This is a genomic window from Niastella yeongjuensis (assembly GCF_900110245.1).
Lineage (GTDB): Bacteria > Bacteroidota > Bacteroidia > Chitinophagales > Chitinophagaceae > Niastella > Niastella yeongjuensis.
Window position 1 is genome coordinate 1 of record NZ_FOCZ01000023.1, and the last position, 14,501, is coordinate 14,501.

The 14,501-nt window shown below is 42.5% G+C and carries 11 protein-coding genes and 1 tRNA gene; 6 read left to right on the forward strand and 6 right to left on the reverse strand.

Annotated elements, in window-relative coordinates; genetic code table 11:
* The first annotated feature begins 251 nt into the window (after window positions 1-251).
* Window positions 252-2,423: an RHS repeat-associated core domain-containing protein gene (locus BMX95_RS32715; RefSeq protein WP_081203113.1), complete on the forward strand. Its 2,172-nt coding sequence runs from the start codon at window positions 252-254 to the stop codon at window positions 2,421-2,423.
* Window positions 2,424-2,876: a hypothetical protein gene (locus BMX95_RS32720; RefSeq protein WP_081203112.1), complete on the forward strand. Its 453-nt coding sequence runs from the start codon at window positions 2,424-2,426 to the stop codon at window positions 2,874-2,876.
* A gap of 161 nt (window positions 2,877-3,037) precedes the next feature.
* Here the strand turns inward: BMX95_RS32720 and BMX95_RS32725 are convergent, their stop codons facing one another.
* Window positions 3,038-3,745, reverse strand: a complete 708-nt coding sequence (locus BMX95_RS32725) for a hypothetical protein (RefSeq protein ID WP_081203111.1) — start codon at window positions 3,743-3,745, stop codon at window positions 3,038-3,040.
* A 345-nt stretch (window positions 3,746-4,090) separates the two neighbouring features.
* Between BMX95_RS32725 and BMX95_RS32730 the strand changes: the two genes are divergently transcribed.
* The gene (locus BMX95_RS32730) at window positions 4,091-5,638 is read left to right on the forward strand and encodes a recombinase family protein (RefSeq protein ID WP_090519724.1); all 1,548 of its coding nucleotides are present in this window, start codon (window positions 4,091-4,093) and stop codon (window positions 5,636-5,638) included.
* On the opposite strand, the gene BMX95_RS32735 is transcribed toward BMX95_RS32730, so the two are convergent.
* A tRNA-Arg gene (locus BMX95_RS32735) sits at window positions 5,601-5,677 on the reverse strand. The genes BMX95_RS32730 and BMX95_RS32735 overlap by 38 nt on opposite strands.
* A gap of 173 nt (window positions 5,678-5,850) precedes the next feature.
* On the opposite strand from BMX95_RS32735, the gene BMX95_RS32740 reads away from it, so the two are divergent.
* Window positions 5,851-6,324, forward strand: a complete 474-nt coding sequence (locus BMX95_RS32740; protein ID WP_081200646.1) for a 23S rRNA (pseudouridine(1915)-N(3))-methyltransferase RlmH — start codon at window positions 5,851-5,853, stop codon at window positions 6,322-6,324.
* A 59-nt stretch (window positions 6,325-6,383) separates the two neighbouring features.
* On the opposite strand, the gene BMX95_RS32745 is transcribed toward BMX95_RS32740, so the two are convergent.
* The 4 genes from BMX95_RS32745 to BMX95_RS32760 all read right to left on the reverse strand — a co-directional run bounded on the left by BMX95_RS32745 (window position 6,384) and on the right by BMX95_RS32760 (window position 11,689).
* Window positions 6,384-7,430 carry a DUF4249 domain-containing protein gene (locus BMX95_RS32745; protein WP_081200647.1) on the reverse strand — a complete coding sequence of 349 codons (1,047 nt, stop codon included), beginning with the start codon at window positions 7,428-7,430 and terminating at the stop codon, window positions 6,384-6,386.
* 4 nt (window positions 7,431-7,434) lie between these two features.
* Window positions 7,435-9,984, reverse strand: a complete 2,550-nt coding sequence (locus BMX95_RS32750; protein ID WP_165758933.1) for a TonB-dependent receptor — start codon at window positions 9,982-9,984, stop codon at window positions 7,435-7,437.
* A gap of 101 nt (window positions 9,985-10,085) precedes the next feature.
* Entirely contained in the window at window positions 10,086-11,078 is a 993-nt protein-coding gene (locus BMX95_RS32755) for a FecR family protein (RefSeq protein ID WP_081200649.1), read from the reverse strand.
* 50 nt (window positions 11,079-11,128) lie between these two features.
* Complete coding sequence (locus tag BMX95_RS32760; RefSeq protein ID WP_081200650.1) at window positions 11,129-11,689, reverse strand: RNA polymerase sigma-70 factor; 561 nt, start codon at window positions 11,687-11,689, stop codon at window positions 11,129-11,131.
* A gap of 336 nt (window positions 11,690-12,025) precedes the next feature.
* Here BMX95_RS32760 and BMX95_RS32765 point away from each other — a divergent pair, with 336 nt between their 5' ends.
* Window positions 12,026-12,619, forward strand: a complete 594-nt coding sequence (locus tag BMX95_RS32765; protein ID WP_081200651.1) for an RNA polymerase sigma-70 factor — start codon at window positions 12,026-12,028, stop codon at window positions 12,617-12,619.
* Window positions 12,620-12,782: 163 nt separating this feature from the next.
* Window positions 12,783-14,045, forward strand: coding sequence for a FecR family protein (locus tag BMX95_RS32770; RefSeq protein WP_081200652.1), 1,263 nt, complete (start codon window positions 12,783-12,785; stop codon window positions 14,043-14,045).
* Window positions 14,046-14,501: the final 456 nt, after the last annotated feature.

The following is a 14,501-nucleotide window of genomic DNA, read 5'->3' on the forward strand; positions in this document are numbered from 1 at the left end:
AACTGGGGGCTTATTCTTCATCAGTTCTTAACTATCTTTGAAAACAGATGCCGGCTCTAAGCAGTTACTTGCGCCTATTTACACAAAGTATTTTATACTCTCCGGAAATCCATAGCAAAGAAAGTTCAAGTAAAAAACTTTACTATTTCACAACTTTTCAACCAGAGTTTTTCCCGTGAATTACTAAATGTCGGCAATTTGAGTTAAGCCGGGTAATTGTTGTTATTTTGTCTTTACAATAACCCCTCACTATGAAAAGGCTATTACTGCTTGTTACTTTTTCTATACTGTGTCTTTTTTCCTTCTCTCAAACTAATGTACAACAGGATCCCAGGGTAAATCAGATTTTAAAAGGCGCCCTTGCCTCCCAAAGCAGTTATTACATTTTTGGCAGAACTACTGCCTCCGCGTTTATTAACATAGCCGTATTAAATCAATCATCCCATACTTTATGCTGGTTTACCTGCCACGGTCGGTTATTTGATTCTACTAAACTAACCAACCAGGAATTTGAACTGGTAACTTCAAAACTATCGGACCCTTTTGTATTATATCAAAACATTTGTGATAAATATCTGGCTGATATTGCCGCTGCTAAAGATATTTACCGGGTGTATGGCGATGTACAGCTGTTCGATAAACTGAATGGCAACTATCGTGCACTGTTTGCAATGGAAAGGGTGCAAGCGGCTAAAACCCCGCTCCAAAAATTAATAGCAATAGAAAATATCAGGAAGAAGATTCTTACCCAACTAGCTTATCTGAACTGTGTAAGTCCATTGGGGCTGCACGATGACCCGCTTTATAAGATCAGTAAAGAGCAGGCAGGCGCCATGATACAAACAAAGGACAGCACCGTATATTATAATATTGACCCCACCAGTGCTATTGCCAAAATTAGTCTGTTTAAAAAGTCTGCAGGACAGCTCTACATCCAGAACAGGTTTTCTGAAATAATAGACAGTGTAGCCATACAACCGGAAAAATATGATCTTTTACAGAAAGAAAAGACAGATGTATTTCTGTTATACCGGGGTTGGTTAGAGCTACAATTTCAGGGGACCTTATCTGCAATAAGGCGACAAAGTGCCGGGCTATACAATCAGGTCAGTGTTCAAAATGAAAAAGAAGTTAAAGAACTCTACAACCAACTAAATGCTAATGAGGCAAAGATTAATCAATTAAACTCGCCCGAGGTAAAGAGCATAGAGCAGGCGGTATATGAAACCTATAAAAATGAAATTTCTGAGATTGCTTATATGCCCTTATTGGGTATAGCGTATGAGTTGATTGAAAAAAGGGGGCAGAAAGAATATGAGTTAACCAATCACTTAGGAAATGTGCTGGTCACTGTAACCGACAAGAAAATTGGCGTATCTTCCCCTTCAGATAGTTCTTTGATCGATCATTATGAGCCAGACATTGTAAGTGCGCAGGATTATTATCCGTTTGGAATGTTACAGCCAGGCCGTTCTTATCTTTCTCCCAACGGAGATGAGTACAGGTATGGATTTAACGGAAAGGAAAATGATAATGAGGTGAAAGGCGAGGGTAATCAGCAAGATTATGGGATGCGAGTGTATGACCCGAGGGTGGCGAAGTTTATATCGGTGGATCCCCTTTATAGAGAGTATCCATGGAATAGTTCTTATGCTTATGCCGAGAACAGTCCGATTCTTTTCAACGATTTAGATGGATTGGAAAGAGTAAATTACCTGAAGACAAAAGAGAATGGAAAAGCGGTTCTAAAGCCTATTAACACGACTGATGTTTATGTTTGGACTTGGAAACCTCACTGGGGTGGAACTAAGCTTGGGTTTACGTTATGGGAACTGGTCAAGAACCTAGATAAAAAATATGTTACTCATGAGCCAACAGAAGGTACCGTTGAAAAATTTGATAAAGTACAATTTGTAACTTATGATCAAACCGTTAGCTATGATAGTTATGAAGATATGGTTAAAGGAAAAAATGGAAGTTCTGGTCATGAGCGTTCCAAGTTTTATTTAGCTAAAGGGATGCAGAATGCAAGAGAGGAGAACATGGCAAATGGCGGGGGTGGCATGTATGTGAATTTGTATAAAATTCCAAAATTTACTATAGATCCAAAAAAATTCGAGTATTTCTTTGGTAGAGTCGTGGAAGGATCCGAACATAATATAGTGCGTTCAGCTCAAAACCTTAAAGATTTGACTACTTTAGGCATTAAAACTGAAGGACAGCTAATGAAAGTATTTGATGAAGCAATTTCTTTAGAAGGAGGCGTAGTAAAATCAAACAAATTTGGAACATCAATAATAAAAACTGTACAGATAGGAGATAAAGGAGCGATTGATGTTACTTTTTTTTATGAAAATGGAAACATGAATGCACTCCCCAAAGTTTCAACGTTAATACCAAAAATTGCAAAAGCAACTAAATAAATGAGTGTCTTACTTGAAACAATTACGGAAGAGGAATTTAAAAAGTCAGTTCAACTTTTTAATGACACAAATACTGACAGACGATTTCTAAAAATAAAAGCAGGTAAAAGCGAATATGCAATTGGTTGGAGAAGTGATTTACTAAAACCAGTTATTCTTGAAATACTTTCTAATGTTTATATAGTGGGTATAGATCAGGATGTAGCAGTAGTCGACTTTGAAAAGAATATAATATTATTGAAAATTGATTTGTCGTTTAGTTTATATGATATCCAATTTGTGAATGGTCGATTATTCGTTTTGACAGAACTAGAAGTTTTGGAAATGTCCATTACTAGTTGGCAAGTAGTGCAGACATATTTATTGCCAGATTATTTTCAAGAGATTTTAATTGTTGATGGTTCATTAAAGGCGAAATGTGTGGATGGTAGCATTGTAGACTTAGCTTCTTAATAGCAAAAGCAATACAAATATTTGAAAGCCTTAATGCGAAAGTAGCATTGGGCTCCTCAGTTGCCCTAAGATTGAAGTGTTAGAAAGGGTGCAGCTGGCCTTGCAGATAGAGTATTGACAAATTGACTTAAAATCAATTTCCATCCTTGAATAAATTGATATTAATTAACTTCTTTAAGCACATATTTTTCGATTGCCTTTAAAGTTTCAGCCACGTTATTATTCGGATAACTCTTTTTTAAAAAATCAGCAAAAATTTCCTTTGCCCCTGGCCCCTCCCAATCCATCACCGTAAACGCCTTTAGCAAAGTCTGCTGCGGCTTCTCATTAAATGCACATAGCACCAAATAAGGCGGACTGTAATAAAACGAGTTGTCCCACAGCTTTTGATAGAATTGGGGGGTCATGCATCTTTTAAAGTCCAGCACCAGGTCATATAATTTACACGTAAGCGAACCTAAGTTTACGGTTTCGGCCAAATAGGGAAGGCCCTCATCATGTAAAAAGGTGTACAGGTATTCCAGAAACGCCGCTTCCATCATGTCCAGCAGATCCCGGCCATAGTAGGCATATTCCGTTTTGAATAGGTCTAAAGAAAAATTATCCCGGTTCTTATCAATAATGAACTCAATCAGGGATTCTTCCTTTTTTATAATGTCCTTTACATCAGGACCGAAAACCTGGCCTCCAATCCCGGCAGCATATTTAGGTTTTGAAAACAGATCAAAAAAGAAGCTCTTAAAAAAGATGCTTTTTCGGTCAAAAGTCACTTGCACGTATAAGGGATACATCAACTTACCATGAAAGTTGGTCTGTTTAAGGCGGTCGTTGTAATACGTCTTATATGTTACCTGGTATTCCTTTTCCATTGTTTACTTCACTTAACGCTGCTTAACGAATGTAAGCATGTTTATAAGATTTCCGGTCGGTGTCAAAACTTTTTGGGGTCAAATCAATGCAATTTAACACAAAATAGTTTTGGTAATACGGAAAACTGTCAAAACAATCGTATATTAGTATTGGGGTTGTCTTACAGGGCAGTGAGAACGAAAAAAATGAGGGAGGTAAGATGGAAAAACTAACACCGAAAAAGGTACAGGAAATGCTACGCCAACGGGGAACTATAGTTACCCTTGAACAAGCTACCGCTATTTTAAATTTTATTCGGAAATTAGCTAACATAGCTATTTCAAACTATCTACAAAAGTAAGCGTATGAAGATTGCAGATTTGTACATTAGGGTGAGTACCGATGAACAGGCAGACAAAGGCTACTCACAACGTGACCAGGAAGAGCGTTTACGCAGGTATTGCCAAATTCAAAACATCGAGGTCCGCAAGGTGATTTATGAAGATCATTCGGCAAAAACCTTTAATCGGCCAGAATGGAACAAGTACCTTATTTTCCTGCGGAAAAATAAGAACACCGCCGACCTGGTGCTATTTATCAAATGGGACCGGTTTAGCCGGAATGCCGGTGATGCTTACCAAATGATCAGCACCCTTCGAAAACTGGGAATTGAACCGCAGGCCGTTGAGCAGCCGTTAGACCTTTCTGTTCCGGAAAATAAAATGATGCTGGCTTTTTATCTGGCCGCTCCTGAAGTTGAAAACGATCGCCGGGCATTGAATACTTTTCACGGAATGCGCCGGGCCAAAAAAGAGGGTAGATACCTGGGCATTGCGCCAACCGGTTATATAAACCGAACCTCTGAATCCGGAAAGAAATACATTGAACCGCACGAACCACAGGCCAGCATCATGAAATGGGCTTTTGAGACACTTGCAGAGGGTTGTTTTAATGCCGAACAGATCTACAAAATGGCGAAGGAAAAGGGCCTGAAGTCGACCAAAAGCAATTTTTGGATGAATATTAGAAACCCGTTGTATTGTGGCAAAATTGTAATTCCAAAATATAAGGATGAGGAAGCGCATACCGTAAAAGCACAGCATGAGCCGCTGGTTTCTGAATCTGTATTCTACCAGGTGCAGGACGTGTTAGACGGCCGTAAAAGACATTATCGACCAATGTATGTGGCAAATACAACATTGCCGCTGAGAGGCTTTTTGATCTGTCCTAAATGCACCAAGAAACTTACCGGTAGTAAATCAAAAGGAAGAACACAGGACTACTTTTATTACCACTGCACTAGTGGCTGCAAATGCCGGTTCAGGGCAGAATTTGTGAACGACATATTTGTGAATGAACTGAAGAAGTTTGTCCCCCGCCCGGAGTATTTGGAACTATACCAACTAACCCTGCAAGAAGCCTGGTATGACCAGTCAAATCATTCGCAGGACGACAAAAGACAAATTTCCAACCAGATCACTGAATTGGAGGGTAGGTTAACCTATTTACGCGACCTGCTTTCAACGCAAAAAATTGAGCCGGATGACTACCGGAAAATGAAAGCAGAATACACCGATAAAATCGAAAAGCTATTGGGAAAACTGGCCAATTCAACGCAAACACCAGTAGACTTTGACGGCCTTTTAAATACAGGATTGCAGAACCTGATGAACTTGGAACGACTATACAAAAACGGAGACATTGTAAAAAAGCGGGAAATAATTGGTTCGATATACCCCGAAAATTTGACGATTGACGGATTTGGAGTTCGAACCGCTCGACTCAATGAAGCCGTTTCGCTGATATACAGTCTGGGTGCGGGTTCCAGGCCAAAAAAGAAACAGGACAAGAGGAGAAAATCCGTCTTGTCCTGTCTGGTGACCCCGTCTGGATTCAAACCAGAAACCTTTTGATCCGTAGTCAAATGCTCTATTCAATTGAGCTACGGGGCCGTGTTTTTCGTGAATGGGCGGCAAAAATATACCTAATTGTTATTCCACCCAAATAAATCATACAAAATTGTAAATAAAATTTTCCTTTTGTACTGAATCACAGGCTTTAGGCCATTACATTACTTAACTTGCCCTGGCAGATCAAATGCGTTATCACCTAAAAGCTCCCTGTTATGAAAATTCAGTGCTGGTCAATCGGTAAAAATCATGAATCCTACGTAAAAGAGGGGATTGAAGACTTTACCCGCCGGTTATCGAAATACTTTCCTGTAGAGTGGAACCTGATTCCTACCCCAAAGAACGCAGGTATGCTCAGCGAAATGGACCTGAAGAAAAAAGAAGGCGAAACCATCCTGGAATGGCTTAAGAAAGACGATTACCTGATCCTACTCGATGAACGGGGGCAGTCGTTTAGTTCTCCTCAGCTGGCTGATTTCCTGCAAGCCCGGGCCAATGACAGCGTTAAAACCCTCGTTTTTCTCATCGGTGGCGCTTATGGGGTTGATGATGCCGTGTTTAAAAGGGCAAATACTACCTGGTCGCTTTCCAAACTCGTATTTCCCCATCAGTTGGTTCGTTTGATCCTGGCCGAACAATTGTACCGTGCATGCACCATCCTTAGAAACGAAAAATATCATCATATTTAAACGCCGGGGTAAACTTAAAACTTAAAACTTTAAACTTTGAACTTTGAACGCTGAACAAGCTACAACAAGGTATCAAAGTAGTAGAGTTTCTCCCGTTTAGCCGATCCGCCAAATATACCTAACCCGTTTTCAATATTACCGGTTGGGGATACCAGCTGGTTGGTAGGCACGGAGCCGAAATCTGTTTTATACTTCTCATACAATTTCAGGTAATCGTACAATTCCTTGCTTACAGATTTTAATTGCAGGCGAACACGGCCCTTTTGCTGCGGGTCAACAAAAAACTGTTTGTCTATATAGAGTGTGGTGGAATAATAATTACCATTGAATGAAGCGTCAGGATAGAAAATGCGTCTGAACGGATTGGTGAGTTTGTCCAGTTTTACATTTTCCGACTGGTTGTCCTGGGTAAATACATTCAACCGGGTAAACTTGTTCAGGCCAACGGTGTCGGTCTGGATCTTAATACCCGGGTTGTTCTTTATTGTTTCAAAAAGCTCTTTGCCCGCCTGGTTGTCGTAGCTGTAGCGTTTCCCCTGGTAAATAAAATAGTGATTGTTGCGCACCATTTCTTTTACTGCTTCAATAATGTAAAATTCATCATAGTCAGCCGAATCTTTCCAGGTGATGTTTACACCCAATACATCTTTGTCATTGAATTGGGTAGAGAAAGAGTCTGCTGAGATTAAACGGGGTAAAGCGGGTATATACGTGGAGGCGCTCACAAAACCCAGGGTAGGGTGGTTGATGTCTATCCGGTAGTTCGTAGTGGCCTTAAAACGCTTTTTATTGGTAAATACCGACGTGGGGTTGTTGATGTATTGTTGGGAGTAATTGGGCTGTAAAACCCAGCTGGTGTTGTTTTCTTCGGTAATGGTAACGGTGGCATCATTGACCTTTTCGAATCGGATGAGGCTGCCGTTTTCAACTTTAATGGTTTTACCAATCGGGATTTTTACGGAATCCAGCGCAGTGATCTCGGCCAGTACCACCAGTTTGCCATCTTCAAACTGATCGCTTGAGAAATTCTTTTTACAGGCACTGAATAAAAGCGTCAGCATAAAAAGCCAGATCAAAGAATTATATGTTGCGCTGTGTTTTACCATGTTGTTAAAATGTAACGGTGTACGAAATATAAGGCGTTACCTTAAAGAACTGGTACTTGGTAGTTACAACCAGTGACCGTTTTCCCAGGGTGCCTTCCAGGTCATACACATACTGGCTGGGCGAACCATAAATATTATATACGCCAACTGTTAATCGTGATTGCAATGGCCCGCCACCTAATGAATGGTAATTGCTGGCCGATACATCGAGCCGGTGATAAGGCAGCGTGCGATACATTTTGGCGTTGGAGGAATGATAGATCAACCTGTACTCCCGGGGCGCCAATGGATCGCTGATCTGTTGCGCATCGTCGAAATCAGGGTACACCTGGTTAGGCAGGTTATATACGTCACCGGTAGCAAACATCCAGAAAGTGGAGAAGCTCCAGTGCTTGTCGCATTTGAACGTAGCGGCCGCATTGATCTCATGCCGGCGATCGTATTTAAACGGAAATTTCGCACCATTGTTCAGGGCTGCAAATTTCCGCCAGTTCCATGATAATGTATAACTAAGGTGTAAATACCATTTGTCGGTGATGTGTTCCGCTTTTGTTTCCAGTCCATAACTCCAGCCCTTGCCCAGTTTTACGCTTTGTCCCCAGTCAGCTGTATTTAAAAACAGGTTTTGCCCTTCTGCGTAGTTCGTCACGTTTTTCATTTGCTTATAATAAGCATCCACATAAACCGAAACCTTTTTATTGTTGCGATGGCTGAAGCCCAGGTTGTACATATCGCTTTCTTCCGGTTGTAATTCTCCTGTACTGGGCACCCAGGCATCGCTGTTGATACCCATATATGGGTTGGTGACCATGTGCAGGAATTGGGTCATGTGATTATAGGATGCATCGAGCTGGTTATGGGCGTCCAATTTATACACGGCATACAATCGCGGTTGCCAGGCCGTGTATTTAAAATCACTGTGCTCGTAAAATGAAAGACGCACACCCGGTCTCAGGAAGAGCTTCTTATTTATATGGAACTCGTTTTCATAAAACAAGGCCAGCTCACGGAAGGAGAGTGGCGGGAAGGCATTGAAATCACCAGGCCGGTCGGTAAAATCAGGCGACACGTTGGTGTCGAACGGACGGATCCTGGTATAAGAAGCCTTGGCGCCTACATTGATCTTTATATCGTTGTTAGGGGATATTTCCAATACAGAACGTGCCGTATATTGATTAATGCTGGAATAAGTGTTGTAAACACGGTTCTGCACCAGCCGGCCGGAGCTGTCGTACAAATTATACCGGAAGCCCGCCAGGTTATCGTAATTGCTGATGTTAATAGAGGAGTTGATGAATGCACGTGAACTGATCAGCCTGTTCCAGTTTAAGGTAGCAGCTTTATTACCCCATTTTTGCTGGTTGTTGGTATAGTTCTGATGCAACTGCAGGCCATCGTGCCCGGCATAGGCATTCACCATGATCTTGTCTTTTTTGCCTATCCATTGCGTGAACTTCACATGCAGGTCGTAAAAGTTAACATCGATGCCCGATTTAAGCGCCCGCAGGATCGGGTTGATCCAGCTTTGGCGGAATGAGACCATGATGGAGGAGCGGTCTTTTTTTATGGGGCCTTCCACCGTAAAGGAACCGGCCAGTAAGCCGGCGTTGGCTTCCCCCTGCCATTTCTGCATATTGCCATCCTTCGTCATTACATCTATCACCGATGATAAACCGCCGCCGTACCGGGCCGGGAAATTCTTTTTGTACAGGTACATCGACTTTAACGATGTTTTGTTCACTATCGACAGCGTGCCCAATAAATGCGTTGGGTTGAAGATGGGATTGCCATCCAACAGAAAAATATTTTGATCAGGACTACCGCCGCGCACCAGCATGCCATACGTGATCTCGGGGATATTCTTTACGCCAGGGTCCAGGTAAAAAGACCGCAGCACATCTGATTCACCCAGAATTATATCGTAACCTACCGCATCTTTGGAGGCTTTATTTTCTTCCACTTCGGCAGCCGGCGGCGAGTTGGTGACCGTTACTTCTTCGATGTTGCTTTTGGGTGTCAGGAACACATCCATCCGGGTATTCCCTTTCAGGTTTACTGTTATGCGGTGGGTTTCATAACCGGCATAGGAGAGGTACAATTCATTCCTGCCTTCAGGAAGTAACAGGGTAAAGTACCCGTGGTTGTTGGAATAGCTGCCGCGTTGCCGGGCCGGTTGCCAAATGGTAGCATCGGCCAGGGGTTCGCCGCTGACATTTTCTTTTATTATACCGTAAACTGAATACCACGAAACAAAGAAATCCTCCGGTAATGGAGCAGCGGCCGGAGTAATAATAAGCTTGTTGTTTTTTTCTATCAGGTTTATTTTCTGGCCATCCAGCACCTGGTGTAATACGGCGCCAATAGTTTCGGGCGAACCGGAAAGAATAATAACCCGTCCGGTATCTAAATAACGGGCTGAGTATTCAATGATAGTGGGACTGTGCAGGTTGATATCATCCAGAAAACTGCGAATGGAGCCTTTGTAAAAGCCTGGCGTATAGGGACGCGAAAATAAGCTAACCCTCTGAGCCTGGGTTAACTGTGCAAAACTCAAAAGAACCAAAAATATGCAATACAGTCTTTTCATGCTATAACTCAAGCTATAGCCTGCGATTCACCTGGTTTTAATGTGTCCGGTATCTACAAAGAACTAACTTAATTTCGATAAAATAGTGTTTTATCGTTCTCTTTTTTTACCTGTAAACCAGTGATCAGCTTGAGTTCTTCCAACACCTGTTCCAGCGGTTGGTTGTTGAAGTGAACGGTTACCGGAATAGCATTGGCAGTAGCCTGCAGGCCGGGAGCCAGCTCTATAGGTTCGCCGTAGTAGTGGGAAATATCCTGTAGCACCTGGGGAAGTGCCGTGTTGGTGAAATTAAGTTGGCCTGTTTTCCAGGCAATAAAGTTGGAATCAGCCACCTGGTTCTGATAGAAATGGTGGTCCTGTTGTAACACCGCCCGTTGGCCTTTAATGAGAATAACCTTATTCGCTTTTTCTTTTTTATCAGTAACATTCACTTTACCGGTCATAACCACTACCTCATCGGTTACATTGGTTGAATGAACCAGGAAGGAGGTGCCAAGTACCTTTACTTCTGAGTTGTCGGTTATTACTAAAAAAGGTTGATGTTCATTAGGTTGTACAGTAAAAAAGGCTTCGCCGGTCAGCTCTACACGGCGTTCATCTTTTTCAAAATGTGGCTGGTATTTTAAAGTACTCCCCTTACGAACCACTACTACCGATTGATCGGGCAGGGTAAGGGTTTCGTTTTGGGTCATGGCAGTATAGGTTTGCCATTGTGCATGATGGTACCACCAGTAACCCCCGGCAGCCAGTACTAAAATGGCGGCGGCAGCTTTGGCCGAAGAAGAAAAAAGAACAGAGATAATGGAATGGAAAGGCTTTTTGTCCCTGGCGGTCAGGTGTGCGATCTTATCATCCAGTTTTACCCAGGCTACCTCTGCATTAAATTGAGGTTCAGCCAGTAAAGGACCGCTTTTTTGCCAAATGACAGCCATGTCATTATATTCCTGCTGAAGGGCAGTATCCGATTTCAGCCATTGTTGAAGCTCCTCGGTTTCCTGTGGTGTAGCCGAACCCTGAAGTTGCTTGGCTATAAGATTTACTATATGTTCTTTTTGGCTCATTCCGTTCAATGTACTGTTGTAAAAACATTAAATTATTGTTTACCCCTACATTATGACGACAAAAACAAAAAAATTGTGCAGAAGATAATAGATAATCCCTGTTTTTGGCGGATGTACGACCGTAAGATCTTTAATGCCTTACCCATTTGATTTTCAACCGTTTTTATAGATATTCCCAGGGAATCACTGATCTGTTTGTAAGTGAGATTACTTACCCGGCTTAACACAAAAACTTCCCGGCATTTGGGGGGTAAATTTTCGAGGGCATTCTTTAACAGGGTATCATAATCGGTTTCTTTAGCGGTGGGCGCCGGGCGTTCGCCGGGCATGTCTATAACTTCCTGGCCATTGAAATCGCCCAACACGGTTTTCTGTCTTTTTTCCAGAAAACTCAGGCAATTGTTGCGGATGGCCGTATACAAATACCAGGTAAGCTCTTCGGAGCCAATGAGGTTTTGTTTTTTCTCCCAAACCCGTAAAAAAGTTTCCTGAACAATATCCTCGCAACTATGTGGTTCTTTTACGATAGTAAAAGCATACTTGCAAAGCGGTTCGTAGTACTTGTAAAATATCTCCTGAAATATCCGGTATAATTGGTTTGGTTCCTGCATGTGCACGTACGGGAATCATTTCATTAAATGTAATAAAAAGAATAATGGTAATGGTATTGGTATAGGATAGCGACACAATATACAAGATACCCGTCAATGTGCAATAAAGGAGAAATAGCTATTTGGTGTTACCAATAAAAGGCGGCCGGGAATTTTGCTGGGAAATAACATATATGTACCGGTTACCCGATTTGCCGCCAAATTTTACCAAACTTATTTTGGCTGTATGCTTTAATATTCGATATTCGTTCTGTTACTACTATACGGGGATTTTAATAACTGCAAATAAATGTAAGCCCTCTGCCATGGCGCAACAGGGGTGATAAGTATTGAGGAATGAAACATAATTTTCAGGACAAGTCTCTTTTACTGGAGTTTAAGAGAGGTAATACACATGCGTTCCGGGTCGTGTATGATATGTTTTTTCCAAGCCTTTGTTTCTTTGCAAAACGATTGGTTGACAATGATGGGGAAGGAGAGGATATTGCTGCCGACAGCTTTGTAAAATTGCTGCACCGGCACGATAGCTTCGATACGCTGCCAAACATCAAAGCATTTTTGTACATCACTACCCGTAATGCCTGTTTAAATTATCTGCGCTATACACAAAGAACGCACTCCTCGAAAAGAGAACTGAACAGACTACAGGAAAAAACCGACGAACATGCACTAAGTCACATGGTGCATGCAGAAGTGCTGCGCGAAGTGGAATTTGAAATTGAACAACTGCCAAATCGCTGTAGAGAAATATTTAAGCTGATCTATTACGAGCGCCGGTCAGCCGATGAAATAGCAGCGCTATTAGGGATCTCGATCAATACCGTATGGGTGCAACGGGCCAAGGCCATTCAACTGATCCGCACCAACCTATTAAAAAAAGGAATGCTTTCCGCACTGTTAGCCTTTCTCATAATTAATCGGGAATCATAATCGAAACGTCCTCCTCTCCGCCAGTTGGCGGAAGGCCGGGAGGGGGCCTGCAACATGTTACAGGCAAGCTTGTTTCTTTTATTACAAACGGACTATTTTTCCACGTTGTATAAAGGAACAACATGGAAATAGTGTTTCAATATGTATATCAGCCTATTGCATTATGGACACCGAATTGAATACATCTGGCATGGAGGAAATAGAATATTTAGCAGGACTACTGCTGAAACAGTTACGGCATGAACTAACCGAAACCGAACTGCAGTATCTGGAAAACTGGAAAGCCAGTCATCCTTCACACGCCCTTGTTAGTGAACAGGTAAATAACAGTGAACAATTGCTGACCGATCTGCTGGCCATGAAACAGGTTGATATGGAAGCCCGGTGGCAGCAGATCACTGCACAAACTGGTGTAGTAAAAAAGCCGGTGCCATCGTATCGCCGCTGGTACACATATGCCGCGGCCGCCATGGTGTTATTGATTGCCGGTGCTATTACCTGGCCTTTCCTGACGCCGAAGAAATCAGCCCAACCCATAGTAGAAAATAAAGGAGCAGCCGAAACAGGCATTGTGCCTGGTGGCAACAAAGCTACGCTCACCCTGTCGAAGGGATCGGTTATAGAGCTGGAAAATGCAGCCAATGGCAGGCTGGCACAGGAAGGAAATGCCGCCGTCACCAAGTTAAATGATGGCGAACTGAAGTACGAACAGTCGGGCGGCGCTTCAACAACCGAAACCGTTTTGAATACCCTGACTACGCCCCGGGGTGGACAATACAGTCTGGTATTGCCCGACGGCAGTAGGGTTTGGTTAAATGCCGCTTCTTCAATAAAATTCCCGGCACAATTTTCAGCAAAAGAAAGACGGGTAGCCATTACTGGTGAAGCTTATTTTGAGGTGGCAACGCGTCCCGGTGCAACAGGAAAGCGGGAGCCTTTTATTGTAGATGTGCTGCCGCCAACCGGTAAGGGGGCAGGGGCAAAAGTAGAAGTGCTGGGGACCCGGTTTAACATTATGGCCTATAATGATGAAAGCAACATAACCACAACCCTGGTGAATGGAAAAGTAAAAGTGTCTGTGCCAACACCCGGCGATAATGACAATTTCAAATTTTTAGCGGCCGGACAGCAGGCCCAAATACCGACAGGCGGCGATTATATTAATATAGTGAGGGTAGACGATCTGGATGATGCACTCGCCTGGAAGAATGGGTTGATCTCCTTAAACAACTCCGATATCAAATACATTATGCGAACACTTTCCCGCTGGTACAATATAGAAGTAAAATACCCGGGTAAAGTACCGGCTTATAAATTCTCCGGTTCCATTTCCCGCGCTGCCAATTTTTCCACCGTTATCCGAACACTGGAATATAACGGCGTACACTTCAAGATGGAAAAAAATGTAATCAGCGTGCTCCCTTAATTATTGCATCGCCCATTGAACGCAGCCGCGCAGAGGTGTATTTATCTCTGCCTTCTGCCCTCTGCCTTCTGCCTCGCCTTCAAAAAAACATCTGCACCGGTAATGTGCATACTGTATTAACCGGATGATGATGTTCGAAAGGAGCGAATAATGAATAGGCCATGCAAACCCTCACAATCAGTATGCATTGGCTTAACCAGTTTCCGGTAATTGTCAATATGCGGTCACTACCAGCGCAGAGTAGAACACTAATCATACAACACCATGATAAACCTTATCTTATGAAATGTAGACGATGACTTGTTGATTAAATGGAGTGATGGATAGCGACGGATTGGAATTGCGGGCCTATAACATTTATCATCACCTGATACGGCGCCTGTATAAAGGTACAATTTCAGTTATACGTTTTCCAAATTTCACCCGTAGAAACATTTTGCCAAAAAGCTGAAATCG

Coding starts and splice junctions, on each gene's coding strand:
- BMX95_RS32715 (WP_081203113.1), top strand. CDS start 252: ATGAAAAGGCTATTACTGCTTGTTACTTTTTCTATACTGTGTCTTTTT.
- BMX95_RS32720 (WP_081203112.1), top strand. CDS start 2,424: ATGAGTGTCTTACTTGAAACAATTACGGAAGAGGAATTTAAAAAGTCA.
- BMX95_RS32725 (WP_081203111.1), bottom strand. CDS start 3,745: ATGGAAAAGGAATACCAGGTAACATATAAGACGTATTACAACGACCGC.
- BMX95_RS32730 (WP_090519724.1), top strand. CDS start 4,091: ATGAAGATTGCAGATTTGTACATTAGGGTGAGTACCGATGAACAGGCA.
- BMX95_RS32740 (WP_081200646.1), top strand. CDS start 5,851: ATGAAAATTCAGTGCTGGTCAATCGGTAAAAATCATGAATCCTACGTA.
- BMX95_RS32745 (WP_081200647.1), bottom strand. CDS start 7,430: ATGGTAAAACACAGCGCAACATATAATTCTTTGATCTGGCTTTTTATG.
- BMX95_RS32755 (WP_081200649.1), bottom strand. CDS start 11,078: ATGAGCCAAAAAGAACATATAGTAAATCTTATAGCCAAGCAACTTCAG.
- BMX95_RS32760 (WP_081200650.1), bottom strand. CDS start 11,689: ATGCAGGAACCAAACCAATTATACCGGATATTTCAGGAGATATTTTAC.
- BMX95_RS32765 (WP_081200651.1), top strand. CDS start 12,026: ATGAAACATAATTTTCAGGACAAGTCTCTTTTACTGGAGTTTAAGAGA.
- BMX95_RS32770 (WP_081200652.1), top strand. CDS start 12,783: ATGGACACCGAATTGAATACATCTGGCATGGAGGAAATAGAATATTTA.